The sequence below is a fragment of the Plantibacter sp. Mn2098 genome (assembly GCF_049319745.1).
In the GTDB taxonomy this organism is placed as follows: domain Bacteria; phylum Actinomycetota; class Actinomycetes; order Actinomycetales; family Microbacteriaceae; genus Plantibacter.
The window spans coordinates 263,295-289,755 of sequence record NZ_JBMOUH010000006.1 but is presented as its reverse complement, the minus strand read 5'-3'; the positions used below and the strand labels follow the sequence as shown (position 1 = coordinate 289,755).

Below are 26,461 nucleotides of genomic sequence, written 5' to 3'. Positions count from 1 at the left end.
GCCGATGGACTTCATCACCACCAATGTCACGATCATCTCCGTGATCGCGCTCATCATCGTCGCGCTCGCGATCGTCGCATTCGTCGCTGGACGTATCAAGCGCGTCCCACCGAACCAGGCGCTCGTGATCGTCGGGCGCGGCGCCGGATCGAAGGTCGGTGAACCGGATGGCGGCCAGCGCGTCGTCATCGGCGGTCGCGTCTTCATCTGGCCGATCCTGCAGCAGGGATTCCCGATCTCGCTCGAACAGCGTCAGATCGGCATCGTCGTCGAGGGCGTCGACACCAACTTCATCAAGGTCGCCATCCAGGCGAGCGTCAACTTCAAGGTCTCCGGAACGCCGGAGGGCGTGCGTCGTGCCGCCCAGCGATTCCTCTCCCAGCAGGGCTCGCTGACGCAGATCATCCAGCAGTCCCTCGAAGGCTCGTTGCGGTCGATCATCGGCAACATGCCCATCAAGGAGATCATCTCCAACCGCAACGCGCTCTCGGAGGCCGTCGTCGAGGCTACGAAGACCGACCTCGCGGAGCAGGGCCTGCAGGTCGACCTCCTGAACATCTCCGACATCTCGACGCCGGGAACCAACTACCTCGCGGACCTCGGTCGCGCCGAGGCGGCGTTCGCACGCCAGAATGCTGAGATCAAGGAAGCCGAGACGGAGCGGGCGAGTGAGTTCGCGCGCATCGAGGCGGCGGAGCAGATCGCAGAGCGGCAGAAGGCGCTGAGCCTCAAGCAGGCCACCATTAAGGCGGAGACCGACCGCGCCAACGCGCAGGCGGAGGCGTCCGGTCAGCTTGCGACGGCCGAGCAGGACAAACTCGTTGCGCTCCAGGAGCGCGAGGCGCTCGCCGAGAAGGTCAAGGTGGAGCAGGAGCGCCTCGACATCGAGGTCCGGAAGCCCGCCGAGGCCGACGCCTACGCGACCGTCCAGCGGGCGCAGGCGACGCGTGACGCCGCGAATGCGGCGACCGAGGCCGAGGCGTACAAGCGGACGAAGATCGCTGAAGCCAACAAGGTCGCTGCCGTCCAGGACGCGCAGGCGGCTGCTGAGTCCGTGCGACTCGCGGGTTCCGCCGAGCGTGACAAGCAGATCGCGCTCGCAGAGGGTATCCGCGCGCAGGGTGAGGCCCGTGCGGCCGCGACGTCTGCCGAGGGTCTGGCAGAGGCGCAGGCGACCGATGCCAAGGCCGAAGCGCTCAAGAAGTACGGCGAGGCGGGTCTTGCGTCCGAGATCATCGCTCGACTGCCGGAGATCACGCGCGCCGTCGCAGAGCCGCTCGGCAACATCGCGAACCTGACGGTCATCAGCACCGAGGGTGCTTCCGCCGTGACGAAGACGGTCGGCCAGGTCGTGAGCGAGGTTCCGAAGGTGGTCAAGGACATCACCGGGCTCGACCTGTCCGCGCTCCTCGCCGGTGTCGCCGGCGGGGCGCTGGGCGAGAACCTGCACCGTGCATCGGATCAGCCCGCTGCGGGTAGCGAGGCCGCCAAGCGCTGATCGTGTGAAGCGGTGCGGTGCGCTTCGGTGCGCTGTGCGTCGTCGCCTCGTTGTGTGATGTCGACCCGTCCCGTGGATTTCTGCGGGGCGGGTCGACGTCGTTCGTCCGGGGTGAGCGCGATGCGCTCGCGCACGCGCGGGTTGTTGCGGTGAGCGCGGTGCGCACCCACCCCGCGCTCGCGGCGTCGGGGCGCGCGTGCGCGAGCGCATCGCGCTGTGGCGTGGGGAACGGGCGCGGGGATGCGATGGGCGCACGACGTGTGTTGGATAACTCAGGTTGGGTGGAGGGGTACGGCCTAGGCTTGAAGCGTCCCAGCGCGGACGCATCGGAGGACCGGAATGAACCAGTACGCAAACCGACCGTGGTTGACCTCCTATGCGAAGGGGGTGCCGGCCGACATCGATGATCAGACCCAGTCGCTCGTGGACATGCTCGACAACTCCGTCAAGCACTACGGTTCGCAGGTCGCGCTCGAGTTCTTCGGTGCGGAGACGACCTACGCCGAACTCGGCGATCAGGTCTCCCATGCGGCCGAAGGACTCCGGAAGCTCGGTGTGAAGCGGGGGGATCGCGTCGCGCTCGTGCTGCCGAACTGTCCGCAGCACGTGGTCGCGTTCTATGCGGCGCTGCGGCTCGGCGCCATCGTGATCGAGCACAATCCGCTCTACACGGCGCGTGAGCTGCGGCACCAGTTCGAGGATCACGGCGCGCATGTCGCGATCGTGTGGGACAAGGTCTACGACACGGTCGCCGACTTCCCCGCGGACGTGATGCTCGGCCGCATCGTGTCGGTCGACATCACGCAGGCGCTGCCGTTCGGCAAGCGGCTCGCGCTGCGGTTGCCGGTCAAGCAGGCGCGCGAATCGCGGGCGGCGATGACGGCGAGCCCGAAGTCGCGCAACGTGTTCCCGTGGGACCGGCTTGTGGGCGGGCGGAAGCTGTCGAAGCGGGTGTTGCGGCCGTCGGTGAATGACGTTGCGCTCCTGCAGTACACGAGCGGCACGACCGGGACGCCGAAGGGCGCCATTCTGACGCACAAGAACCTGCGGTCGAACGCCGCGCAGGGGCGGGCGTGGTTGCCCGGCCTGCGCGACGGCGAGGAGACCGTGTACGGGGTGTTGCCGCTGTTCCACGCGTACGGGATGACGTTGTGCCTGACGTTCGCGATGAGCATCGGTGCGAAGCTCGTGCTGTTCCCGAAGTTCGACGTCGAGCTCGTGTTGACGGCCGCGAAGAAGTCGCCGCCGACGTTCCTGCCGGCGGTGCCGCCGATCTACGACCAGCTGGCGCGGGCGACGAGTCGCAAGGGCGTCGATCTGACGAGCATCCGGTTTGCGATCTCCGGGGCGATGAGCCTGCCTGTTGCGACGGTCGCGCGCTGGGAGGAGGCGACCGGCGGTCTGCTCGTCGAGGGCTACGGGATGACGGAGGCGTCACCTGTCGCGTTGGGGAACCCGGTGGGGCCGACGCGGCGTCCTGGGGCCGTTGGGGTGCCGTTCCCGAGCACGGAGATCCGTGTGGTGGATCCGGAGGATCCGACGCGTGACCTGCCGGCTGGCGAGGCAGGCGAGATGCTGCTGCGCGGACCGCAGGTGTTCCAGGGCTACTGGGGACGCCCGGATGACACGGCCGAGACGCTCCTGGACGGTGGCTGGCTGCGGACCGGGGACATCGTGACGGTGTCGGAGGACGGGTTCGTGACGGTCATCGACCGGGTGAAGGAGCTCATCATCACGGGCGGGTTCAACGTGAGTCCGTCCGAGGTCGAGGAGACGCTGACGTCGCATCCCGATGTGGAGTCGGCTGCGGTCGTCGGATTGCCGAGGTCCTCCGGCGGTGAGGACGTCGCTGCCGCGGTCGTGTTGCGTCCAGGAGCCGCGTTCGACGCCGGTGCCTTGCGGGACTTCTGCCGGACGAGGCTGACGGCGTACAAGGTGCCGAAGAAGGTCGTCCAGGTGGACGATCTGCCGAAGTCGCTCATCGGCAAGGTGTTGCGACGGCAGGTGCGCGACGAGTTGGTGGCGGCGGCGAAGAAGTAGGTCTCTCGGGGCGAACCCGTTGGTGCGTGTGGGCGGCTCAGGGGAGTTCCGCGGCGGCGACGATCGTGCTGATCGGCGGCAGGGCTGAGCGTGCCGACGGGGCGGCCTCGTCGATGACGACCGAGATGCCGACGAGTGTCGCTCCGCATCGTTCGATCAATGACTGCGCTGCGGTGGCTTGGCTGCCGGTCTCGATCCAGTCATCGACGAGGAGCACACGGTCGTCCGGCGCGAACTGAGCGCTCAGGGCAGTGAGCTGGTGAATGTTGCCGCGGTAGTCAGGTGCGGTCAGTCCGGTGATCCTCGTGCCAGGGAAGAGCGCAGCGCCTTTTCGGATCGCGGCGAATCCTGCACCGAGTTCGAGTGCGACTGCCGGCGCGAGGATGAACCCGCGGGATTCGATGCCGACGACCACATCGATGTCCATGGAGCGGAACGGATCGGCCAGCGTGTGCACGATCTGCTTCAGGGCAGAAGCATCGCGGAGCATCGACCAGACGTCGGCGTCCCCTTCGATCCACCTGAAGTGGGCCAGGACTGCTTCGCGGGCGGACTGCGGAGGAGTGTCGTCGCTGAGGCTCACCGGTCCACCCTAGGGCGCGGAGCGACATCGTGCCGCGTGGCTGACGAGGCGACGGGTGTGGGGTGGCGCTAACGTCGGAGGGTGAGTGAGCGAGTTGAAGCCGGTGCGGAATCTGCGGGCGACGGGGGAGCGGGCGTCGAACACGGGCGTCACGCTTCGGCTGGTGGTGGCAGCGCGGCGGCGGAGCTCTCCCGGGAGGTGCTGACGCCATCGGTACAGCGGTTCTTCGCGGATCTGGTCGATGCGCTGTACCCGGAGGGGTCGAAGCGGGACGAGGCGTCGGCATCGGTCGAGTCCCGTGGCACGTATCTTGCGGCTGGAGCGTTCGCGCTCGCCGCGGTGGTGGGGCTCATCGTGTTCTTCGGGCGGTCGGTGCCGTTGTGGGGGACGTTCTCGGTGGGGACGGTCGCAACGGCCGTCGGTGCGGTGTGCGGTGCGGCGAGTGGCGTCGTCGGCTACCTGGCGTCCGGCAAGACGGAGGGCGGGCGATGGCGGAGTGAGCTGCACGTGGTGCAGCGCATCGCGGACACGGTGACGATCACGCTGTTGCAGGTGACGATCCTCGTGATGGTGATGCTCGCGGTGTTCTTCTCGTTGCAGCAGGCGTTCCGTGACCTCGAGGTCGATGCGTTCACGGGGTTGATGATCACTGCGGTCGTGTCGGCAGTGGCGGCGTATGCGATGTACCTGTCGGCCGTGCACCTGAATGCGCAACGGTTGTCGGGGCTGCTGGCGGTGTTTGTGCTCGTCGGAGTGATGGTGAGCATGGTGACGTCGCAGGACCCGGAGTGGTGGAAGCTGCACTTCAGTGAGCTGGGCGCCGGGACCGGGATTTCCCGGTACAGCTTCAACGTGACGTTGATCGTGGCCGGGTTCGTGATGTCGACGCTCGGCCTGTACATCGCGGCCGACCTGCGACGGTGGGAGCGGACCGCGAGGCCGAGTCCGACGCGGAACGTGCGGGCCGTGCAGGTCGCGTTCGTGGTGATCGGGTTGGGGCTCGCCGGCGTCGGACTGGTGCCGGTGAACGTGAGCCTGTTCTTCCACAACACCTTCGCGACCGGGATGGCGGTGGTGTTCGTCGCGCTGCTCGTGTCGCTGCGATGGGTGCTCGATGGGCTGCCGCGCGCCGTGTTCGTGTTCTCGGATGCGCTGCTGATCGGGGTGGCGCTCGCCGTGGTGCTGTGGTGGCCGGTGGGGTATTACAACCTGACGGCGCTGGAGCTGATCGCGGCGGGGCTGATCTTCACGTGGTTGATCGTGTTCATTCGGAACCTAGGGGCGTTGGCGGGGGTTTCGGAGGGGGAGTTGGTTTCGTCGTTGTCTCCGTCTTCGTCTGGTTCCGGTGTTGGTTCTGCGGACGGTTCTGGGGTTTCTGCCGGCGGTGTTTGAGCGGTTTTGCCTGATGCTGTAGGGAAATCTGTGGTGGGTCTCGGACGGGTGCTCGGCGTCGGCGCGCCCGGGGTGGTGCGTGTGTTCGTAGCGAGGTCTGGAACGCGCTAGACTGTTCGAGTTGTCTTCGCCGCGTGCGGTGTTGGCTTCGGGCTGTGGCGCAGCTTGGTAGCGCACTTGACTGGGGGTCAAGGGGTCGCAGGTTCAAATCCTGTCAGCCCGACAAAAATGTCTCGGAAACTCGCGGGTTTCCGAGACTTTTTGGTTAAGAGATTTGACTACGCCATCAAAGGGTTAGGGTTATCGGCCAGAAAGAGTGGATGGGTTCGGGTGTGTCATCCCCGTCTTGCCCATCCGGTGTGGGTGCTGATGGTCGTTCTCGTGTTGCGAGGGTGAGGGCGTGTTCGAGCGGGAATTCGTGGAGGGTGAGGAACCACTCGGCGGCTTGTTTGCGGTGTTCTTCGGTCATGCCTCGGTGGCGGCGCAGGAGATCGCGGATGGGTGCGTTGATGCCGCCTTCGAGGGGTGAGGTTGTGCGGGGGTTGCCGTAGGCGATGCAGATGAACAAGGCCTCGCAGCGGGTGACGGTGTTGATCAGGGACCAGGCTTTCCGGAGGCGGTCGTGGGTGTAGCCGAATTGGCCGCTGCGGAACGGGGTTCGTTCTTTGGTCAGGCGGCCGAATGCCTGCCACCACTGATCGAGATGGATTCGCCAGGCGATCGCGGCGTCTTCATCGGTGATGTCGCTGAGCTGCATGACCAGGCCGCGCAGTGCCTTGCCGGCATCGGTTCTGGTATTTCTGGTGAGGTGGCGGGAGATGTTCATTTGGAGGTGGAGGTGGAAGAGGCAGTGCTGGTGCTTGGTCTCTGGCCAGCATGCCTTCAGTGCGGAGGGGAGTCCTGAGCCGCCGTCGGATACGATGACACCTGGTGCTGGGACTTGGTTCAGGAGCGCTGTCCAGGCTGCGGTTGATTCTCTAGCGCACCATTGCCAGGCCAGGACGTGTCCGGTGTCGTTGAGTGCGATGAGCAGGCACTAGGTGCCGATCCAGATGCCGTCAACGAAGATCGCGTGGTTGATCGTTTCGGCGGGTCTGAGGGTTGGCGTGATGTCCCAACACCATCCGGTGCGGCGTCGGAATGAGCGACCGGTGGTCGTGCCATCGATCTCGGCTTGGTGTGTGTGCCGACGAGCCAGGACGCGAACGCTCGGAGGTCCTCACGTCTGCTAACGTCGGGGCGACGGCGCACGCTTGATGATCCGCAGGACGGGCATCGCCATCGTTGTGTTGCCGAGGGGTGTCGGCCGTTCTTCACGAGCCGTGAACCGCACACCAGACAGGTCGTCGAGTTTGAGGGAAGGACCACGACTAAGCCTCACGAACCATACTGGTCCTCGTCTGGCTGCGGGATCACCGGCTCAGATCAGAATCCCATCCACTCTTTCTGGCCGATAACCCTAGTAATGCCTCTGACGCACAGACTTGGCGCCGGAGTTCGGCATGACGAGGGCACGCCCTGAAGCATCGACCAATCGCATCGAGGCGCCAGCTATTCGGTCGTCGTATGGCAGCGGCTCAGGTGTCTGGAGGTGATATTCGCCGTCACTGGGGCCGATCTCGTCCCAGCCTGTCTTGCTCCCGACATTGCCCATACTCGACGTGAGGTCATCAAGGAGCTCAGGCAGGCTGTGGAGCTTTGCGACAACGTTCGTGTCATGCCGTATGCCAGCGCCAGTGCGGCGTAGAAGGTCGGCTGCGTCCCTATCAGTGACGACTACATGACAGTAGGGAATGGCAAGGCTGAGCGCGTCGATATCTCGAAGCATGTTCCAGGACCAGCTCCGTCTCTTGTTCCGGAAAAGCAACGCTTTCATGTCCGCGGAGATCCGAGCTGTAGGAACACGTTCCATGAACGCGACAGCTTTCGCTCGGCTCGCCATGCCGGTGCTGCCGCCCGTGATCATCGACAGCGTAAGCCGATACTCGGCGAAGATGCCGTTGAGCAGGTCGGTGTACTCGTGATGGATCTCGCGCGCCATCACGAGGGCGCGCAGATCGTCTGCGTCGGGACTGCGGTCACCGAGCTGCTCTGAGAGCCACCGCTCGTACTCGACGCGACTACCGGGACGATTCTCGAGGTCACGAGGGGGGACGTATCCGAGATCAATGAGACCCAGTAGATCGTCGGGCACAGGCCCGGTGAAGACTGCAGCCTCGGCGTACTCGTTGAGATGTCGTAGCCGCGTCCTGTCGACATCGATCACCTGCCCTTCATTGTTCACGACTTTGAAGAAGGCCTGCACACCGCTAAACGCCCAATGGACGCCAACGCCGAGGACCGCGTGTCGCGGCGGGCGGAATGCGGGGCGTCCGAGTGTCTCGTGAAGCGCAACCAGGAACTGATGTCGCATGAGCACGGGCTGCGCTCGGATCGTTTGCATGAGCGAGATCGGTGCGACTACATCGGTGAGGTCCTTGCGCTGTCGCCAGTCCAAGATGCGCCCGGTCTCCGCATAGTGAGTCGCTGATAGCGGAAAGAGGACCCCCTTCGCGGCGGCGGCGCGTACCGCTTCCAGTACTCGCTGATCCTCGTTGTGCTGGGGGCGTCCGACGTTCGCGCGAGCGAGTCGAATCCATACCCACTGATCGAGGTAGACGGCTGGACGTGAGAGTTTCAACCCGACCTCGGACATTACTCGTCACCATGTTTCGTCGTCGAGGCGTCTCGGTCGAGCTGCAGATGAGTCAGGGACGACAAGGCGACAGCTCGTCGATTCTCAGGGTTGTGTTCGAGTCTCCTGCGGTCCGCTTCTTTAAGCAGCCGGCTTGGGCACATGCCTCCGAGGACATGCAAGACTGCATCGACGCCGAACAGTCGATCGACGATCTGCAGATTCAGATTCAGATTGCCGAGAGTCCAGGGCGCGCCAGACACGCCCATAATTCCCTGTCGGGACACGAATCTGGCGACCACATCGAGGCGTGGCCATCTGGCCGGGTCGATGCGTGCCCGCAACCACGACTTTGCTCCGTCAAGATCGATGATCTGCCAGTCCCAGATCAGTGGCCAGAGCTCGTCCGGCACGTCGAAGACGTCATCGTCGTCGTGCTGGCTGAGCGCAGCTTGCACCGCGGAGCCGAATTGGTGTTTGGCATTCTCGAATACTGTCCGCCGGTCCCACGATGGGCGTCTCTCCGTTTCGTGGTTAGTGTGCGAGATGAGACAGGACCCGAGAGAAAAGCCGCTCTCAGCGTGGGCGAGAGCCTCCATTGCAGCAGCCGGCTCATCGGCCGGTAGGAGCAGATAGATCTGTTGCGCGATCCATCGTGACTCGATGTTCGGCGTCAGCACCTCGTCGTCGTCCGGGAGTTCGTTGCGGTGCTTCGCGATCCAGCGCAAGAGCTCGACGCCGCCGGTCCGCTTGTTTTCGAAGGCGTGGAACATCTTGCAGAGCGCGAGATTCAGGTTGCTGACATCGTCGGTGATCTTGCCCTCGATTAGCGCCAGCTCTGTGCCGTGTTCGCCTGCGCGCAACTGTGGATATGCGGTAGCCGCGTCGGCGTCGGATACATCCTCTGGAGGGACGCCGAAGGCGAAGTAACGATCGAAGTAGTCGGGATGATGAACCCGTCCGGCCGTCGGATCCCGTCTCGACTGCTCGAGATCAGCCCGGGTCCAGCGAGCCTTGAATCGGGGGAACAGAAGTCCGACCATGTCCGCAACGCCTTCCATGTGGATGGGGGAGACTCGTGGTCTCTCTAGCCGGATTCGCCAGTACTCGCGAGACTCCTCCTTGTCGGGCTTGCCGAACAAGTCCGCTGTCTCAATGTTCCAGACTTCGCCCAGCAGCGCCGACCGATCTCTTGTGAGCAGGTCGCACACGAGTGGCTCCGCGGTGCGGAACCAAGTCAGCACGAGGAAGTCAACTACGTCAACTTCGGTGTGGACGCTACCAACGAACGCATCCACCTGGCTGAAGTATCGCTGCACCGCTCGTGGCGTGGCGAGGCGGTCCCGTACGTGTCCGAGGAAGGTAAATGCGAGCCGCCTTCGGGCCGCGCTGGCCAAGGCAAAGTCCAGCCGCCGCTGAAGGTCGGGAAGTTCCTGATCGATCCACCTGTCGAGCTGCCCTTGCCGGACTAGCGATAGGTCCAACCGTACTTGGATCATCTTCTTCAGGTAGTCGACGCCGCGTCGGGCATCGGCGCCGACCAGGCCGGTCCTGTTGAGGCTGTCGAGCAGCGTGTCCTCGTCGTAGGCGACGAGATAGTAGATGCGCGGCAGTCGTTCCACTAACCGGATGAGCTTGAGCGTCAGAAGGAGCTCGTCGGGTGAGAGGCGATCAAGATCATCGAGAACCATTAGGACTGGCTGGTCGAGGTCACGTAGCGCGTCCTCGAGCTTGGTTCGAGTCTTTGCGAGGCTCTGATCCGGCGAGATGAAGCCGCTGAGCGCTTGCAACGACTTGGAAGCATCGATTCCACCGAAAAGGGTCGCAATCGACGTGAGCGGAGCGACAGCCTTGCCGAAGGTCACTAAGGACTGGCGAACCGCATCCACCTTGCTCCCCCGTGACGGGAGGGCCGCACTCAGCTCACGGAAGAAACCAGCTTGAAGTGTGTCGAGGTCCTGGAAAAACCAGGGGTTGAAGTCGGCGATGATCCAGTCCGGTTGTGCGTCCTCGTTCTTGCCCCTCAGCGAAGAATTGATCATGTTGAGAGCGCTGCTCTTCCCAGATCCCCACGCGCCGACGAGCGCAACAACCGAAGACGCTCCGGATGCGGTCACCGCATTCAGGATCGAAACGGCCGAAGACACGAAGGGGTGCCGTCCGAGGTGGTCGGCGGCGTCATCATTGCCTGCCAGCGGGTCATCGTTGAGATCACGGCGTGCGGGGAGTTGGGTCACGTTCCTATGTTGTCGGAAAGCACGGACATCTCCCGACTGCTGAGAGTGCGACTCTTTTCGTCGTCACCGAAACCAACGCAGCGCGTGTATGGACGCAATGAGAGCTGGCCGTGCCGGTATTGGCTCCCGCCTCCGACGGTTTCGAACAGCTGCGCGGCGCCGAGACACGGCGACACAGCTTCCTGTTTGCACCTGTCGTTGTGCTTCATTGACTTACCAGCAGCGTGTGCTGCTGGTCGTGGTGTCGAGACAATGCGTGGCTGGACTTCCGATGTCGGAGGTTAGCCGTAGCGTAGATAGCGGGATCAACTGCTTCACACGCGGTGATCACCTTGTCGTTGTGATCGAGTCAGGAGCGCCGCATTGAATACCAGTACGAGTGATACCCGCTCAGTTTTTGTCGTGCACGGACGCAATGAAGCGCTCCGCAAGGCAATGTTTGACTTTCTACGAAGCATCAACCTGTCGCCGATGGAGTGGACGGCCGCCGTCGAGCTGACCAGCGAAGGCTCCCCATATATTGGCCAGGTACTCGACGCAGCCTTCGAACATGCCACGGCGATCATCGTGCTTATGACACCTGACGAGGTCGCCTATCTCCAGCCTCGCTACGGTCATGGTGAGGGTGACATTGAGACGTTGCCTGCGCCCCAGGCGCGCCCGAACGTGCTGTTCGAAGCAGGCATGGCGCTCGGGCGTGACGCCAAACGCACCGTGCTCGTCGAGATCGGTGAGGTACGCCCATTCAGCGACGTCGCGGGCCGGCATGCAATCCGCCTTACCAACTCGACAGCCAGCCGCCAGGCGCTCGCGGCTCGGCTCAGAACTGCCGGCTGCGACGTTGACCTGACCGGTACGGACTGGCACACCACAGGAAACTTCACCGCGCCACCTCCGCCCGGAGACGGCCTGATGCTGGGGCGACGGCTGCCAAGCAGCGCTCCGGTGCGTAAGGCTCTTGACTTCGATCTCAAATACTTCAACAAGGGTGGCAACCGGATCGACAAGCTTCAGGTGATCAACCGGGGTACCGAGACGGCTTATGAGGTCACGCTTGCTGTGCCGGAGAACGCGTCCCTGGACATTCTCTCCAACGGCAACCCCGTGATCCCGAAGATCCCTGGTGGCGGCAAGTCAGTCACCATCGATGTGATGAGCTACCGCCGTTTCGCGGGTAATGGTGGCAAAGACGACACCTTCGACGTCACGATCGCCGCTCGCACCGATACCGGCGACCAGATCAACCAGGACGTGTTCCTCGATCTGAATGGATAGGACAATGGACGAAGAGATTCGAGTTCCCGTGAGCCTGCCGCTCGACAGCGACGGCTTCCTTCGCCGTGAGTGCCCAAGCTGTGAGCGAGAGTTCAAGTGGTTTAGTCACAACGAGGGTGATCCCAATGCAGAGCCAGTAACGCAGTACTTCTGCCCACTTTGTGGTCAGCCGTCTGGCCTCGACTCGTGGTGGACGCCGGCGCAAGTTGAGTACGGCTACGGCAGCGCGCGAGGAGCCCTAGATCAGGTCGTCAAGGATGCAATGTCGGATATATTCAAGGGCGTGAAAGGCTTCACCTACAGGCCGAATTCATCATTCAGCTTGGATATCGAGACGCCCGACTCGCTGGTCGAACCGGATGACATGGTGATGGTTGAGCCGCCGTGCCACGCGAATGAACCGCTGAAGGTGCCCGAGGATGCGACTGACCGCGTTCATTGCTTGGTTTGCGGAACAGCATTCGCGGCGTAGAAGAACACTGTCTGTGGCGGTCACAGCCGCGAGTGAACTCTTGAACGCTCCGTCGCAGCGGGCGGAGTGCTCCTCTGGGCGCCCTTCTCAGGTGGTTGGAGCAGAGGGACCAAGAGGGGCCACAATGATGAAAACCATGCAATGAATGACTCGCATTGCACGATTTGAGTCTCGGAATCACGCGATTTGGGCGGGAATTGAGCCGTTTGGACACCTTGGGGTGAAGGGGGTCGAAGGTTCAGGTCCTTCAGCCCGACAGCTGGGCCGTTCTCGAAACTCTTCGCAGAACTGCCCACAAACATCCGCTCCGGATGAGAATCCGGGGCGATTTCTTGTTTCTCGAGCCTGTTCATGGACGACGGGGCGCAAACTCGGCGTCCCGGCACTCTCGCCACGGGATTCCGACGTTCGTTAGCAACTTCCAGGCGCACCAATGTCTTCGGTGCGCCTGGAGTGTCGCCCTCTCGGGCGGGCGATCACGAACGCGACGTAGTAGGTTCAAGCCATACAAGTCAACTGGATCGACAGCAGTCCCCCGCCATCGTTCTTGCGCTGGAAATGTGGCTGGTCGATTCTGCCTAAAAGCAATTAACGCAGGCCGCAGTAGTCGGCTGCCTCCCTGGACAGGGCGAGTCCAAATTGATGCGGGCGCTGCTTCCAATGGCGCCCCGCAGCAACTCGAGTTGCTTCCTAAGGCTGCATGTACGGCATGCCTAGATCGCGACGCGTTTGCGACAGGACGAGGGGGCCGAGGTCATCTAGCCAATGAGTTGACCCTTCAAGCGAGGCTCGAGCGCGCGCGGTCACGTCCAAGGTCTGGAAGGCGTCCGCACTCGGCGGTTCGGCGCCTAGCTGGATCGCCGCTCGTCGGTGTCGGACGCCTGCGTTCATCAATTCCAACGCATCCGATGCCTTCACTCCACGCAGAAGATGCTGACTGAACATCCTCGCGGGAGTCCCCAACACGGAGGACTCCGCTTCGAGTAAACGCTCCAAGAGGACCATCGCCTGCTCGGCAAGCGTCACCAGAGTGTGGAGCACGACGCCCGCATGTACTCTCAGGCAAGCATTTATGTCCAAATCTGCGGCCGCTGCCATTCCTTCGTAGGTGTCTCCTCGCAGCCACGCACCGACAATCGCGGAGACCTCAGTGGCATGTGGGTCTTCAGTCGTGCGAAAAGCGAAGTCGACGGCCTGCGTGTACTCAGGTCTCGTGAAAGCCCAGCTGAGGAAAGCCGACAATAGACGGTCGTCGTTCGGTGATGTGAATGAGGACCAGTCTTCAACTTGCGGCCTGAGACCGCCCGCAACGCTGTCAAACAGACGCGGACTAGCGCCTGTTTCGCGAAACCACGCCAGACGACCGGAATCGCGATGTTCCTGCATCCGACTACCACGAAGCCGAAAGACCCGCACTAGAAGTTCGCTCTCGTCGGCAGGCGCCTGCGTTGCCGCGTACGTCGACGCGGCTAGAAGGCCGACCGCCTCTTCGAATTCGCTTTGACCTATCTCCTCGGTCATCAGTTCGATCAACGTTTGGTCGAGTCCATCCACGAGAGGGAAGAAGTTGGGGCTTCCCTCCAGAAGCGCGTTCTCCAAATTGGTGTCGTTCGTCCTCAGGTACGTACCGAGTTCCCGCACGATCCGAATCAGCGCACCGGCAACTGGCTCACCTGCTTGACCTGTGGCTACAGGACGGATTTGGTCCCACTGCTTTGGGTTGGCACAGATTACTAGTCCACGTGTCGAACTTCCAGGACGGCCCACGCGTCCAACGAGATTCTTGATGTCTCTTGCTAGCATCGGAAATTCCTCGTCCTTCGTACGCCGCAAGACGGAGTTCAGAACGATGGTTCTCAGCGGAAGGTTTACGCCCTCGGCGAGGGTTGACGTGCAAACGACCATCGGCGATCGACCAGCGACAAGAAGGTCTTCAAGAACCTCACGTGTCTCTTGGGGAATGTCGCCGTGGTGCATTACGGCAGCGTGCTTCACCATTTCTGTGCCGATCCAGTTTGCGCCGAACTCTCGCTGCAGATAATCACGAGCGTCATGCAACGCTTCGAGGTCTTTCGCATGAGCAATCGGTTCGGGAAGAGCCAGTCCAAGTTGCAACTGCAGCAGTAGCTCTTCAGCAAGGGCGACCACCCCTTGGTTTCCGCTCTTGGTCGTTGTAAAGACGGCGACAGCACCGAGAGTTAGAGCCTTGCGTGCAGCGGCGATGGCACGGGCCTTCACGCTCTGATATTTGTGCGTATTGGTCTTGCCTGTCGCCGGGTTCACAAATCTAAAGTCTTGCGGCTCCAGAAAATACTCAAGTGTGTGAACGGACAAGGCCGTGTCGAGTTCCGCGAGTTCCAGTGCCACGGTCGCTTTCGCGCCGATGCCGCTGCCACGAAGCACGGCGTACTCGATCTCCGATGGGCGAGATGTGCTCCGCACGACGGTACCCGGGGAACCGCCGAGCCAAGAGTTGATCTCTTCGATATTGGGAACGATGGCGGACAAAAACACGATGCGTGGAGATGACGATGCCCGACTCACACGTGCCAGAAGTAGTTCCAATGCGATGCCACGCGAGTCGGCATCCAGAAGATGACCTTCGTCACACACAACCAACGTCACGCGTCTGAGCAATTCGGGTTGAGCACCGAGTAGGCCGATGAATGACTCAGGCGTCGCGATGATCACGCTCAAGGAGTCGAGATTGGTTCGCTCCTCATCCGTGGGAACCGCGCCGCCGTAGATCGTCCTCGTGTTCAAACCGACCTGTCTGAGTCGACCCGCCAAGGTCGTCCGAAGTTCTCTTGCCAACGCGCGGAAAGGAACCAGAAGAATGACAAGGTCTTCTGGTTTATGAACGAGATGGCCGAAGATCAAAGTTTCCATGAGCGCTGTTTTCCCGGCGCCTGTCGGCATCTGCAATGAGAAGGTGTCCGGGCTCGATAACAGCCCAGCCTCAATCGCTTGTATTTGTGATGGGAAGAAATCCCACACGGGCGGGCGGCGATCGAGGAACGAAGCGACGAGAGGTGTCCACACTGGCGAATCGCCTTGGGGGAGCACTGCCCTCAAGTTTGTGACCGCGAATCGGCTGAGAAGCTTGCTGAATAGGTAGCGGCTGATCCAGGCCTCGGGCCCCTCATTGATTGCGTTGTTCGCAAACTCCTGCTCCTCCTCGGCAAACGCGGTCACGATTCCAGATGTCCCCGACCGGATTGAACTGACTATGGCGTTAACCCTCTCATCAGCGATTAAGGCTGACCGCGTCATAAGGTCGAAGCATGCAGCGGATCGGGGTGCGGTCAACTCATTGCGGCGCACCTGCCGCATGGCTAGGTATGCGGATGCCGAGTAACCGCCCATGAAAAAAGCTACGGACGAAAAGAAGTGAGCGTCATTTTGAGCGCTGCCCTGAAGGCGACGTGCCTCGATTTCGAGAGCATTCGCTACTGTTGCGTAGTCACGCGGTGCGCTCGTGGGAGATCTGATCAGTTCGAATACTTCACCGACTAACGCAAAGTAGAGGTCCATTTTGCGCCGATCGGAGAAGTCGAGCTGATTCAATGACGATTGCAGCTGAAAATCCTCGGCACTCTGCTGAGTCTGTGCCTCAACAATCCAATCGCGGAGCGTGCGCCTCATACGACGCTCTTTTCTAAGGTGTCCCCGCTCACTGGCGCAACGGTCTCGGCGATGGCGTCGAAGACCTCAGAGTAGGTCTTCTTCATGTTCGGGACGGAAACGACTATCAGAACTGCGTCGCCAATGATTTCCTTCGTAATCGCAGATGTCTCGTCGGGAACCAAATCGGCGCTGATCACAGCCACGGCGCGGTACTCGTAGGCGGCTTCTGGATGGGAATCGGCCTTGATGAATCTACTCAGCTGCAGAGCCATCTCGTTTTCCTCATGGAAGATTGCCCTCTCTCGGAGCCACGACAACGTTAGTGCGAGCCGACCGTCCTGGTCTTTCTTCGAATGCTCGATCGCAGACGTGACGGGATTTGAGGTTCCCTTGAGCGCCTTAGCCTTTACCTCCGAACAAATAAGCCTGTCTTGATCGGACGAATCTGGCCAGGCCGGCAATATGAACTGCACGACGTCGGACTTGGGAGCCGGTGCGATGCGGTCCTGCTTGTATCGCCATTTCTTCGGATCGATGACTTCGAGTGGGTGCGCCAGCGCCCCTTGCATCACGGCCGTCAGCATTTCGCCAAAGTCTCCTGACATGGTCGAGCCAGGATCTGGGAGCTTGAGCCTTACCAATTCATTCTTCGGGATCTGACTGGACAGATGGACCCGATCCAATTCATCGTCACTGACATACAACTGACGGAAAGGAGTAGGCAATATCCGTCTTAATTCAAGCGCGGCCTCGTCGGAAATCTCGATTATGACGTAGGGATCATCCTGCACCGAGACGAATAGGGCTTTGGTAAGTGTCAGATCGATGTCCAGGTTCTGCACAAGTTTCCGTCCGTCGTGAGAGTCAGCCGCGGCTGCGGCGGCTGCGCAATAAGCTATCGGTTATAGACGTGTTGAGTGACAAATCGAGCCTCCGATTCTCTTGAAAAGCCATGCTGGTGCCGAAGTCTCCAGCGCTTCCCTGAGTCTAGAAATGAGACCAGAGCAAAACGTTGTGTCAGCGAACGCCGGCTGTTCCTCTTCGCGAGCATCAGCGCCTTGTTGCCGGAGCGTGTCAGATTCCCTGGACTTGCGGGATGTTGGACGGGATCCAACTGTATTCAGTGTGGACGGCAACTGGATCCGATACTCGTAAGTATCAGTCGGCGGGGCCTCGTTGGCTTGTCTGACTCCAACCCGTGCAGGTTTGCCAACGTTCCCTGCGGAGTGAGTAGAGCTTCGACCGATGTAGGAGAAAGAGGTATTCGGTGTCGAGGAAAAACGCGTCAGGTGGAGACCTGCGATCCGCGCCTTGCGGGGTTTCGCGAACAGCCCACGGATGGACCGTTTGTGAAACTGCTAAATAAAAAGCGCTCCCGACGAGAATCAGGAGCGATTTCTTGTTTTCGGGCGGTAACGAGACTGCAAGAGAGCGATGCAGCGCGACTGCAAATGGTTACTACCATGTAGTCCTCGGACCTGCCTTGCGAGCGAACAGGTTCCGCTAATATGCTCCTAGCGCTTTGATCGGTGTGAAGTATTTTCGTGACTTTTTCGGCTGAGATGGCCGGTCAACCTTCCAATCTGACCTGGAGGTTCACTATCAACGACGACTATCAGAATCTGGCTCCCGAATTCGTTGCACTGGGCTCGAAAGTAGAGCTGCTCGTGCGGGAACTGCTGCACACGGATCAGCTCGAAGTTCACAACGTGTCGCATCGGGTAAAGACACGTGAGAGCGCGCAGACCAAGGCTCGGGACAAACTGAAGTCGGCGTCGATTGCCCCTCTCACAGACATTCTTGGCCTTCGAATCATCACCTACTTTCCCGATCAGGTCGACGAGATTGCGTCACTAATCGAGCGTGAGTTCCTGATAGTTCTTAAGAACTCTGTTGACAAGCGCGCACTGCTAGACCCAGACCGTTTTGGTTATCTGTCTTCCCACTATGTTGTGTCGATTGGGCCCTCGCGGTCATCGCTTCCCGAGTGGGCTGCATATCGAGAGATGGTGTTTGAGATTCAGATCCGATCGATACTTCAGCACTCGTGGGCCGAGATTGAGCATGATCTCGGTTACAAAGCCGCGAGCTCCATCCCGAGGGATGTGCGCAGGCGGTTCTCACGCCTCGCAGGGTTGCTTGAATTGGCCGATGCAGAGTTCGTAAGCATCCGCGAAGAACTCAAGACCTATGAGAAGGCAGTGACCAAAGCTATGTCCGCTGGGGAGGATGCCGATGTTAACAGAGACTCGGTTATCGCGCTTGTCGTGGAGGACCCGACATCAATTAACCTCGACAACGAGATTGCCAAGGCTCTTGGTGTCCATCTGACTCCGATCCAGGAATACTACGCGGCCGATCGGAGCTCAGACCTGCTTCGTCTGGGATTCAAGTCCATCAGAGCCTTCCTGCAGGCCATCGAGGGGGCTGACACGTGGATCGCAAAGTTCGCATCGGCTTGGATAGCTGAGCCCAAGTACAAGGGAGAATCCGCAGCGTATGAAGAGCCTAGAGTCTTGCACGATTTGCCGAGCGGGATCGGTTTGTTGTATGCCTGCCGCCACTTGCTTCTTCGCTCTGGGTCGGACAAGCAGATCCTTGAAGAATTCTTCAGCCCGGCGAACCAGAGTGCCGAGGCACTTCGCCTGCTCCGAACTATCCATACCAGGACCAGGGAGGTCGCACGCCTCGACGCGGGAGATATCGAAGAATGGCCTTCGAGCCGATCTCGCAGCACGTCGTAGTGGATTCCGGAGTTGATGCGGTAGATGCCTTGGGGGTCAAACAAGCTAGTGCCCACTGCCGACCTGTTCGACGCGGATCACCTGACCTTGCGCGAGATCTCGATAGATCGCTGCCTGGCGGCAATCACCTTGTCCTGACGTGTTGTCCTCGTGTATTGCCGGTGTCGTCTCGCACTAACCCTTTGGCTTCTGTCGCCAGCGCCCGCGAACGCTTTGCTCAGGCTGACCAAACAATATTCATGCTAGAACCACCTCGCCGACGGACCCGCGCGTGATCCGTGCGCGCCTTGACCCGCACGACCGCGACTCGGCGCCATCCCTCCATCATCTAGTCGACGATCGGACTCGGGGACTCCAAGAAACAAATTACATCACCGTAGTCCGGCGCAGGTGGGTCCGACCAGGAAAAGTTCGTCATCGCCGCTGAGTGCCACTGTGAGGGGCTGGCGACACCGGAGTGAGTTTCTGCCGTAGAACCAACCACTCAACGCGTGAGGCGAGCACGTGTCGGTGGTCGTGAGGAGTGCTACAAACAGGGCCCTGACCGGCCTGGGCCGAGCGGGGCTCCTATGCCGCAGATCGGGGCCAAGTCGTCGCTGGACAGACTTTGGGACTCTAAGAGCTCCATAGCCTTTACGCGAGGTAGCAAGCTGCTTCTCGGGTGTTTCTGCCTCTTCTTCAAGTGTAAGAGGAGTACCGACGGTGAAGTCGTCTCGGTCGTCCAAGCCCGCGAATGCCATACTTTCGAAGGCGGGGCAGGCGCCCGCATCCGAGTCGTAGAGCAAGACGGCCACGTTGAAGGCTGGCTCGACGCTCGTCAAGTGCTGAGCGCGCGGAGGTCCGGAGCCCTTGTCGTCGCTAGCCCTCCCAACCACGACTTCTTCGCTCGATTGGCACTGCTCTGCAGGCGAATCGTCACGATCGCTGGCGAGAGAGTAGTGACCGCAATGGCAAGTTCATTTCAATTCAACGATCGCGAGTTCAAGCGCCTCATGGAGACTGAGGCGCAGGCCGCGACGACTTCGCGCAGCAGCAGACTCAGGAGCTCGATCAGCTTCGCCGGCAGTACACCGATCGCCCGGTCGAAGAGATCAAGCCCGCCCTCCAGAGTCTCTTCGCGAAAGATGGCGGCAACATCACCGACCCTGAACTGTCCGACTGGGCGCAGTTGACCAGCGACGGCACCCATATCGAGATGAAGCCCAAACCGCTCGACTGGACCGGGGGACTCTGATGACCGAGAATGACCCCGAATATGTCAAGCACCAGTACCTCCATATGCCTTGGGTCGAAAGTAAGGGCATCGTCGTCGCAGGCAAAGCACTCGGCCTGTATGTAGTCCGGCAGCGCAAGACAGGTCTGACAATTGCTTGCGCAACGAAGCAGAGCACCAGCTCTCACCCCGAGTTCGTCAAGCTCCCAAACGTCACCGAGTGCTCCGGAGGCGTGGTCGACGGTGGCGTTGTGATCGCCTGGTGCCCGAGCCGTGAGGTGATGGAAAACGTGCATCATCTCAAGAAGAGCGTGGTGATCTTGTTCGAGTGGCCGTCCGAGAACCACGCAGCCTGGGCGAAGCTGATCGGTGCCTACAACGTGGTGACGCAGCAGGTCATGAACCCGGGACTGACGGATGCAGGACTGAAAGCGCTCGAAGGCGTCGTGTAGGAAGGCTACAACAGCTGGAACGACGACATCGCCGCTACCATAACTGCTGTTCGGCTGAAACATCTAGTGGAGAGCGACAGCTACGACCGAGACGTTGTCCTCAAGTACGTGGCCCAGCATGGATCGCGACATTCTTTACCGCGATTGGAGAGGATGCTCGACAAGGCCGAGCCATCGCTGCCCACGGTTGCTTGATCGCTACTGATCACGTGAGAAGAGCTCGCCTGGGCGACGATTCGTCGCTCGGACGGGCTCTTCTCATTGCACGAGCGCTCGGACAACGCCTCCATTCATCTTGCGAATTCAGTGGCTCCGTGAAGCGGACGTCTTGCTGGCCGCTCACATGATCACCCGAGCAAGGTCACACCGAAACTCGAAACAACGGCCCGCAGCTCAGCGAGATACCGCTGCGCCTGCTCGGTGAGCGGGATGGCGGAGTGGCCGATCCAGCCGATCTCGATGCGCTCGTCGACGTCGAGTGGGATGGCGACGATCTCGGGGTCGAGGTCGTCGCTGATGATGCCTGTCGAGATGGTGTAGCCGTCGAGCCCGATCATGAGGTTGAAGATGGTCGCGCGATCGGAGACCCGGATCTCCCGCGGACTCGAGAGGGTGGAGAGGATCTCCTCGGCGAAGTAGAAGGAGTTGTTCGCGCCTTGGTCGAACGTGAGCCGTGGTACGTCGGCGAGGTCGTCGAGGGTCACGCGCTCGCGAGCAGCGAGCGGGTTCTTGCGGGAGATGAAGATGTGCGGCTTGGCCACGAAGAGCGGGCGGAACGCGAGCCCGGAGTCTCGGAGCAGCTTGTCGATGACGTTCCGGTTGAAGTCATTCCGGTAGAGGATCCCCAGTTCGCTGCGGAACGTGCGGACGTCTTCGATGATGTCCCACGTGCGCGTCTCCCGCAGCGAGAACTCGTACTCGGCCGCATCGCTCGCCTTCACCATCCGCACCATCGCATCGACCGCGAACGAGTAATGCTGCGTCGACACCCCGAGCAGGCGCCGTGACGGCGGACGACCGAGATAGTGCTGTTCGAGCAAGGCCACCTGCTCCACGACCTGCCTGGCGTATCCGAGGAACTCAACGCCGTCGGTGGTCAGCGTCACGCCGCGGGCGGAGCGGAGGAGCAGGACACGCCCCACTCTGCTCTCCAGATCCTTCATCGCCGCGGACATGGTGGGCTGGGCGACATAGAGCAGGTCGGCTGCTGCGCTGATCGAACCCTCGGCGGCGACCTCGATGTAGTAGGTGAGTTGCTGCAGCGTGATGCCGCTCGAACGCTTGGACATAGCCTCAGACTATGCCATGGCATAGTCGCGGTGCATTACTCGATGGGGGAGTTCGTAGCGCACCATTGAGACACACCTTTTCGCGAGGCCGAGCCCGGCCGATCAGCTCACCGATTGGCCCCCATGGCACACGAATTCACGTTCCGCATCACCACGACTCGCTTCGACGAGGACTACTCGCCATCAAACGACTCCCGCATCACCACGAATTTCGCCAACCTGGCCCGGGGTGAAGACCGTCAGCAGAACCTCCGCAACGCCCTGACGATGATCGACCGTCGGTTCAATGATCTGGCGCGATGGGACAACCCGACCGGCGACCGCTACACCGTCGAACTCGAGATCGTCTCCGTCGCGGTGCAGTTCGCCGCAGCAGGAGAGGACCAGGACTTCCCCCTGCTCGAGGTCCTGAACATCCAGGTCCTCGACCGCCTGACCGGAAAGCGCACCCCGGGGATCGTTGGCAACAACTTCTCGTCCTACATCCGAGACTTCGACTTCAGCGTGCGGCTGCCGGCGGCCAGCGAAGCCGCTGGCAAGTTCACCATTCCAGCCGACTTCGGTGATCTGCACGGCAAGCTCTTCCAGCACTTCCTCGACTCGGAGACCTACCGGGAGCGTTTCCCGGTGTCCCCGGTGATCTGCATCAGCGTCTCGACGAGCAGGACCTACCGTCGCACTGACAACCACCACCCGATCCTCGGCGTCGAGTACGAGCAGAAGGACTCCTCGTTCACCGACGATTACTTCGGCAAGATGGGGCTGTCGGTCCGATACTTCATGCCGCGCGGCAGTGTCGCACCGCTGGCGTTCTACTTCCGCGGCGATCTGCTCGGCGACTACACGAACCTGCAACTCATCGGCACGATCAGCACGATGGAGACGTTCCAGAAGATCTACCGACCGGAGATCTACAACGCGAACTCGGCCGCCGCGAGCATCTACCAGCCGAGCCTCGACCAGCAGGACTACTCGGTGCCGAAGATCGCCTACGACCGCGAAGAGCGAAGCCGGCTCGCGACCGAGCAGGGGAAGTATGCGGACGAGCACCTCATGCAGCCGCACGGCGACCTCCTCGAACAGTGGGCCGCCACCTACACCGCCCCTGTCGAATGACCCTCGGAGAACCCTCGAACATGAACACACTTCTTCCCACGTCGATCGTCGGCAGCCTGCCGAAGCCGTCATGGCTCGCCCAGCCCGAGACCCTCTGGTCTCCGTGGAAGCTGGAGGGCGACGCCCTGATCGAGGGCAAGCAGGATGCGCTGCGCCTCACCGTCCAGGAGCAGCTCCACGCAGGCCTCGACATCATCAGCGACGGCGAGCAGAGCCGCCAGCACTTCGTCACGACGTTCATCGAGCATTTGTCCGGCGTCGACTTCGATGAGCGGGAGACCGTCCGGATCCGCGACCGGTACGACGCCAGCGTTCCGACGGTCGTCGGTGCTGTTAGCCGTGAAAAGCCCGTGTTCGTCGAGGATGCGAAATTCCTCCGCCAGCAGACCGATCGGCCGATCAAGTGGGCCCTGCCCGGCCCGATGACGATGATCGACACGCTCTACGATCGCCACTACAAGAGTCGCGAGAAGCTGGCCTGGGAGTTCGCGACCATCCTCAACCAGGAGGCCAGGGAACTCGAGGCGGCGGGAGTCGACATCATCCAGTTCGACGAGCCGGCATTCAATGTGTTCTTCGACGACGTGAAGGACTGGGGCGTTGCCGCGCTCGAGCGAGCGGCAGAGGGGCTGCGCGCGGAGACCGTGGTGCACATCTGCTACGGCTACGGCATCAAGGCGAACACCGACTGGAAGGCGACGCTCGGGGCGGAGTGGCGGCAGTACGAGACATCGTTCCCGCTGCTGCAGCAATCAAGCATCGACACCATCTCGCTCGAGAGCCACCACTCCCACGTGCCGCTGGATCTCGTCGAGCTCATCCGGGGCAAGAAGGTCATGCTCGGAGCCATCGACGTCGCCAGCGAGACGATCGAGACTCCTGAGGAAGTCGCGGACACCCTGCGCAAGGCGCTCGCCTTCGTCGACGCGGACAAGCTCGTCCCGAGCACGAACTGCGGACTGGCGCCGCTGCCTCGTGACGTCGCGCGCGGAAAGCTGCGTGCGCTCAGCGCTGGTGCCGAGCTCCTTCGCGAGGAGCTCGCGACCGGGAAGTAGCATCCGCGGGAGGCCTGGGCCTCCCGCAAATGTGAGCTACTGGGCGTCGCCCTCAAGGAGGATCGCGAGCTCGTCGAGTTCGACGTCCCAGCCCTCTCGGTTCTGCTCAAGACGGTCGCGACGGTAGCGGGTGCCGCCGGGGAGCGTGTCGAAGCCAGACTCCACCACCGTGACATCCGTCCCGGTGCCAGCATCGGCGATGGTGAAGCGCACATGCGTCGAGTACTCGTCGAGCTGGTCGGCGGGGATTCCCGACCAACGGAAGCCGAATGAGCTCTCGGGGGCCACCTCGGTGATTTCGATAGGGAAGCTGCCGTAGTCATCCCAGTCGATGCTGCCAGTCGCGCCGGGCTCGAGCGCAGTGAACCCCACACCGTCGCCGAACCACTTGACCATCACATCGGGGTCGGTCAGCGCGTCCCAAACCGTCGTGCGCGCGGCCTCGATGTGCACGGTGCGGGTCACGGTGTGGCCTTTGATTCTTGCGTGATCAGACACGGTGGTTCCTTCTCATTCGAGCAGAGCGCGATGGGACAGTGCCCGCCGAGCGGCGCGTGAACTGGAACGCGCCTCATTGAGCGTACCCACTATCCATCGTGACTCGCATTCACGGAGGTGGACCCCGTCGACGGTGAAACGAGCGGGACGGCGGATCGTTTCGCTGCCCCGCTCGTTCAACTTGGCGTTGTGGTCGCTACTTCCTCACCTGGTTGCCCGTTGCAGCGGGGATGCGGGCTGCTCGACGCGCGCGAGCAAGGACGAGCGCTGCGCCGGCGGTCAGCAGCATCGCCGCCAACGCCCCTGGCAGAAGCGCGTCCGCGCCGGTTCGTGCCAGCCCCGCTGCTTGGGCCGACGCCTTGGCCGGCGGAGGCGTGACGGTGAGCGTGACCTGCTGGCTCGTGGAGGCGGCGAACGCAGCGTCACCCAGATACTGTGCCTGCACGTTGTAGGCGCCCGGCTTCAACTGGGGGAGCTGCACCTGGCTCGCAGCGTTGGCAGCGTCGGCGGGCGACGGCGACGGCGATGGCGCGGGCGACGGCGCCGCTGAGACGCCGTTCGCGGAGGCGCTTGCAACCGGGCCGAGATCGGCACCTGCACCGGCACCGGCGCCCGCCGACCCGAGCACGATCGGAGCGCCGACCGGCTTGCCGTCGATCGTGAGTTGCAAAGTACCGGTCGGTGCGATCGCCGCAGGCCCGGTCGGAGTCGTCTGCAACGTCGCTGTCACGTTGCCGTCCGACTGGACCGACGAGACATTCAGTGCCACCGAGGTCCGCGTCGGCGCCAGCGCGAACGGGAGATCGGCATCCACGGAAGCGGCAGCCGCGTAGTGGTCGTCCCCGGCATAGGCGATCGTCAACGGGACCTCGGCCGGCGACCATTCCGGCGTGAACGAGAACGCCCCGTCAGCACCGACCGGCACCGAAGCGAGCGATGCTCCGCCGGTCGAGAACTCCACGGAGCCCGCGGGCAGCGCGTATCCCTCGCCGGGTGGGGACACCGGCTGCACAACGCCGGTGACCACCGATGGATCGCCCGTGCGCGTCGGCGGCGCGACGTTCAGATCGGTGATCTCTGACGGCGCGGTCCGGACGGTCTGTTCGAACCCGGTGCTCGCCGTCGCGAACGGTTCAGAGCCTGGTTCATAGGTGAACGTGAGCTCATGCACACCCACGTCGGTGACGAGACCGGGGAATGATGCCGTGCCGTCCGGCTGCACGGGAGCCGAACCCAGCTCGACGTCGCCGTCGGTGACGACGACGGAGCCGGTCGGCATGTCGCTCGCCTCGGTGTTCGAGACGGTCGCGGTGAGATCTGCTGGGAATCCGTACACGGAATCCGCGTCGGTCGACGCCACGGCGATGCTCGTCGTCTGCGCGCGTGTGTACGAGAGCGTCGCAGTGCCGTTGCCACCCCAGTAGCTCTGCACGTTCACGACGACACGCGATGCGTCGACCCAGGTGCTGCCACCGGCGCCGCCTCCGCCTCCGCCGCCTCCCGGCTGCCCGCCTCCTCCGCCGTCTCCGGCCGGCCAGCCTCCTCCACCGCCGCCTCCGCCACCCGCGGAGCTGCTGTCGGCGGCGCCTCCGCCCTTCCTGCCTCCACCGGAGCCCAGCGGGGAGATCGCACCGCCGTTGCCGTGGTTCGCACCCGTCCCGTTGCCACCCCGCAAGCCGGAGGCGCCACCCTGACCACCCTCGTACCCGACGAAGGCCGCACCTGAACCTCCTCCTCCGCCGCCACCGCCGGCGATGATCAGTGGGGAGTCACCGCCGGGGGAGCGCAGCACCACTGCGCTCGCACCCCCGCCACCACCACCAGCGTGCCCAACGAGCGAACCCGTGTTCCCTGCGCCGCCGACGAAGTAGCCGGCTCCGCCCTGCCCCGGACTGTGTCGTGTGCCGGTCGGCCCGCCCGTCGTCCCCGTGTAGAAGACGAGGGTCTCGCCCGGCTGCACCGCGATCGTCGCTTCGACGAGTCCGCCCGCACCACCGGCGCCGTCGGACGTCAACTGCCACGTCGTGCCTGGGATGTTGATCGGACCGCCTCCGCCCCCGACCGCACCAGCGATGCGCACCGTGATCGACGAGACGCCGGTTGGCACGGTCCACGAGGAACCCGACGTCGATCCGATCGGTTGGTCCTGGACGGTCTCATCGGCGAATGCAGCGTCGACGCTGGACAGGCCGGCCGCTGTAAGCGCGACCGCCGCGAGTGCAACCGCCGCGGTGAAGGGAAGACGACGTCGCGAATGCGGTCGAACTGCATGCATGTGAGAGCTCCTTCGTGCAGA

The 26,461-nt window shown here is 62.3% G+C and carries 20 protein-coding genes and 1 tRNA gene; 10 read left to right on the top strand and 11 right to left on the bottom strand.

Translation table 11 applies throughout. The annotated features are described in order from the left end of the window. Positions 1-4: 4 nt before the first annotated feature. Positions 5-1,498: a flotillin family protein gene (locus ACL9RL_RS11455; RefSeq protein ID WP_422780381.1), complete on the top strand. Its 1,494-nt coding sequence runs from the start codon at positions 5-7 to the stop codon at positions 1,496-1,498. Between the two features lie 339 nt (positions 1,499-1,837). Beyond that, positions 1,838-3,538 (top strand): long-chain-fatty-acid--CoA ligase, encoded by a 1,701-nt coding sequence (locus ACL9RL_RS11450; RefSeq protein WP_422780380.1) that lies wholly within the window; start codon positions 1,838-1,840, stop codon positions 3,536-3,538. 37 nt (positions 3,539-3,575) lie between these two features. Here the strand turns inward: ACL9RL_RS11450 and ACL9RL_RS11445 are convergent, their stop codons facing one another. Further along, positions 3,576-4,121 carry a phosphoribosyltransferase family protein gene (locus tag ACL9RL_RS11445; RefSeq protein WP_422780379.1) on the bottom strand — a complete coding sequence of 182 codons (546 nt, stop codon included), beginning with the start codon at positions 4,119-4,121 and terminating at the stop codon, positions 3,576-3,578. A gap of 81 nt (positions 4,122-4,202) precedes the next feature. Here ACL9RL_RS11445 and ACL9RL_RS11440 point away from each other — a divergent pair, with 81 nt between their 5' ends. Both ACL9RL_RS11440 and ACL9RL_RS11435 read left to right on the top strand, forming a co-directional pair. Further along, the gene (locus tag ACL9RL_RS11440; protein WP_422780378.1) at positions 4,203-5,513 is read left to right on the top strand and encodes a hypothetical protein; all 1,311 of its coding nucleotides are present in this window, start codon (positions 4,203-4,205) and stop codon (positions 5,511-5,513) included. Positions 5,514-5,662: 149 nt separating this feature from the next. Next, positions 5,663-5,736 (top strand) — tRNA-Pro (locus tag ACL9RL_RS11435). A 63-nt stretch (positions 5,737-5,799) separates the two neighbouring features. Here ACL9RL_RS11435 and ACL9RL_RS11430 read toward each other — a convergent pair. From ACL9RL_RS11430 to ACL9RL_RS11415, 4 genes are all read right to left on the bottom strand, one after another. Further along, positions 5,800-6,513: a transposase gene (locus ACL9RL_RS11430; RefSeq protein ID WP_422780407.1), complete on the bottom strand. Its 714-nt coding sequence runs from the start codon at positions 6,511-6,513 to the stop codon at positions 5,800-5,802. Then, positions 6,459-6,848: an IS1/IS1595 family N-terminal zinc-binding domain-containing protein gene (locus ACL9RL_RS11425; RefSeq protein WP_422780406.1), complete on the bottom strand. Its 390-nt coding sequence runs from the start codon at positions 6,846-6,848 to the stop codon at positions 6,459-6,461. Before ACL9RL_RS11425 ends, ACL9RL_RS11430 begins: the two co-directional genes overlap by 55 nt. Before the next feature lie 124 nt (positions 6,849-6,972). Then, on the bottom strand, positions 6,973-8,208 hold the full coding sequence (locus ACL9RL_RS11420) for a hypothetical protein (protein ID WP_422780377.1): 1,236 nt from the start codon (positions 8,206-8,208) through the stop codon (positions 6,973-6,975). Beyond that, positions 8,208-10,424, bottom strand: a complete 2,217-nt coding sequence (locus ACL9RL_RS11415) for a KAP family P-loop NTPase fold protein (RefSeq protein ID WP_422780376.1) — start codon at positions 10,422-10,424, stop codon at positions 8,208-8,210. The genes ACL9RL_RS11420 and ACL9RL_RS11415 overlap by 1 nt, the downstream gene beginning before the upstream one ends. A gap of 363 nt (positions 10,425-10,787) precedes the next feature. Here ACL9RL_RS11415 and ACL9RL_RS11410 point away from each other — a divergent pair, with 363 nt between their 5' ends. Together ACL9RL_RS11410 and ACL9RL_RS11405 are read left to right on the top strand one after the other, a co-directional pair. After that, the gene (locus ACL9RL_RS11410) at positions 10,788-11,699 is read left to right on the top strand and encodes a TIR domain-containing protein (protein ID WP_422780375.1); all 912 of its coding nucleotides are present in this window, start codon (positions 10,788-10,790) and stop codon (positions 11,697-11,699) included. 4 nt (positions 11,700-11,703) lie between these two features. Continuing rightward, positions 11,704-12,171 carry a hypothetical protein gene (locus ACL9RL_RS11405; RefSeq protein ID WP_422780374.1) on the top strand — a complete coding sequence of 156 codons (468 nt, stop codon included), beginning with the start codon at positions 11,704-11,706 and terminating at the stop codon, positions 12,169-12,171. 690 nt (positions 12,172-12,861) lie between these two features. On the opposite strand, the gene ACL9RL_RS11400 is transcribed toward ACL9RL_RS11405, so the two are convergent. Then, entirely contained in the window at positions 12,862-15,816 is a 2,955-nt protein-coding gene (locus ACL9RL_RS11400) for a DEAD/DEAH box helicase (RefSeq protein WP_422780373.1), read from the bottom strand. Next, positions 15,813-16,640: a Hachiman antiphage defense system protein HamA gene (locus tag ACL9RL_RS11395; RefSeq protein ID WP_422780372.1), complete on the bottom strand. Its 828-nt coding sequence runs from the start codon at positions 16,638-16,640 to the stop codon at positions 15,813-15,815. The genes ACL9RL_RS11400 and ACL9RL_RS11395 overlap by 4 nt, the downstream gene beginning before the upstream one ends. Before the next feature lie 702 nt (positions 16,641-17,342). Here ACL9RL_RS11395 and ACL9RL_RS11390 point away from each other — a divergent pair. Continuing rightward, entirely contained in the window at positions 17,343-18,542 is a 1,200-nt protein-coding gene (locus ACL9RL_RS11390; RefSeq protein WP_422780371.1) for a GTP pyrophosphokinase, read from the top strand. Between the two features lie 961 nt (positions 18,543-19,503). On the opposite strand, the gene ACL9RL_RS11385 is transcribed toward ACL9RL_RS11390, so the two are convergent. After that, complete coding sequence (locus ACL9RL_RS11385) at positions 19,504-19,731, bottom strand: hypothetical protein (RefSeq protein WP_422780370.1); 228 nt, start codon at positions 19,729-19,731, stop codon at positions 19,504-19,506. Positions 19,732-19,775: 44 nt separating this feature from the next. On the opposite strand from ACL9RL_RS11385, the gene ACL9RL_RS11380 reads away from it, so the two are divergent. After that, positions 19,776-20,207 (top strand): hypothetical protein, encoded by a 432-nt coding sequence (locus tag ACL9RL_RS11380; RefSeq protein WP_422780369.1) that lies wholly within the window; start codon positions 19,776-19,778, stop codon positions 20,205-20,207. 347 nt (positions 20,208-20,554) lie between these two features. Here ACL9RL_RS11380 and ACL9RL_RS11375 read toward each other — a convergent pair whose 3' ends face one another. Beyond that, positions 20,555-21,496 carry a LysR family transcriptional regulator gene (locus tag ACL9RL_RS11375; RefSeq protein ID WP_422780368.1) on the bottom strand — a complete coding sequence of 314 codons (942 nt, stop codon included), beginning with the start codon at positions 21,494-21,496 and terminating at the stop codon, positions 20,555-20,557. Positions 21,497-21,619: 123 nt separating this feature from the next. Here ACL9RL_RS11375 and ACL9RL_RS11370 point away from each other — a divergent pair, with 123 nt between their 5' ends. Further along, positions 21,620-22,612 (top strand): putative oxygenase MesX, encoded by a 993-nt coding sequence (locus ACL9RL_RS11370; protein WP_422780367.1) that lies wholly within the window; start codon positions 21,620-21,622, stop codon positions 22,610-22,612. 20 nt (positions 22,613-22,632) lie between these two features. After that, on the top strand, positions 22,633-23,667 hold the full coding sequence (locus ACL9RL_RS11365) for a methionine synthase (protein ID WP_422780366.1): 1,035 nt from the start codon (positions 22,633-22,635) through the stop codon (positions 23,665-23,667). A gap of 36 nt (positions 23,668-23,703) precedes the next feature. Here the strand turns inward: ACL9RL_RS11365 and ACL9RL_RS11360 are convergent, their stop codons facing one another. After that, positions 23,704-24,165: an SRPBCC domain-containing protein gene (locus ACL9RL_RS11360; RefSeq protein ID WP_422780365.1), complete on the bottom strand. Its 462-nt coding sequence runs from the start codon at positions 24,163-24,165 to the stop codon at positions 23,704-23,706. A 196-nt stretch (positions 24,166-24,361) separates the two neighbouring features. Further along, on the bottom strand, positions 24,362-26,440 hold the full coding sequence (locus ACL9RL_RS11355) for an Ig-like domain-containing protein (protein ID WP_422780364.1): 2,079 nt from the start codon (positions 26,438-26,440) through the stop codon (positions 24,362-24,364). Positions 26,441-26,461: the final 21 nt, after the last annotated feature.

Coding starts and splice junctions, on each gene's coding strand:
- ACL9RL_RS11455 (WP_422780381.1), top strand. CDS start 5: ATGGACTTCATCACCACCAATGTCACGATCATCTCCGTGATCGCGCTC.
- ACL9RL_RS11400 (WP_422780373.1), bottom strand. CDS start 15,816: ATGAGGCGCACGCTCCGCGATTGGATTGTTGAGGCACAGACTCAGCAG.
- ACL9RL_RS11375 (WP_422780368.1), bottom strand. CDS start 21,496: ATGTCCAAGCGTTCGAGCGGCATCACGCTGCAGCAACTCACCTACTAC.
- ACL9RL_RS11385 (WP_422780370.1), bottom strand. CDS start 19,731: ATGGGTGCCGTCGCTGGTCAACTGCGCCCAGTCGGACAGTTCAGGGTC.
- ACL9RL_RS11370 (WP_422780367.1), top strand. CDS start 21,620: ATGGCACACGAATTCACGTTCCGCATCACCACGACTCGCTTCGACGAG.
- ACL9RL_RS11355 (WP_422780364.1), bottom strand. CDS start 26,440: ATGCATGCAGTTCGACCGCATTCGCGACGTCGTCTTCCCTTCACCGCG.
- ACL9RL_RS11420 (WP_422780377.1), bottom strand. CDS start 8,208: ATGTCCGAGGTCGGGTTGAAACTCTCACGTCCAGCCGTCTACCTCGAT.
- ACL9RL_RS11365 (WP_422780366.1), top strand. CDS start 22,633: ATGAACACACTTCTTCCCACGTCGATCGTCGGCAGCCTGCCGAAGCCG.
- ACL9RL_RS11405 (WP_422780374.1), top strand. CDS start 11,704: ATGGACGAAGAGATTCGAGTTCCCGTGAGCCTGCCGCTCGACAGCGAC.
- ACL9RL_RS11380 (WP_422780369.1), top strand. CDS start 19,776: ATGACCGAGAATGACCCCGAATATGTCAAGCACCAGTACCTCCATATG.
- ACL9RL_RS11450 (WP_422780380.1), top strand. CDS start 1,838: ATGAACCAGTACGCAAACCGACCGTGGTTGACCTCCTATGCGAAGGGG.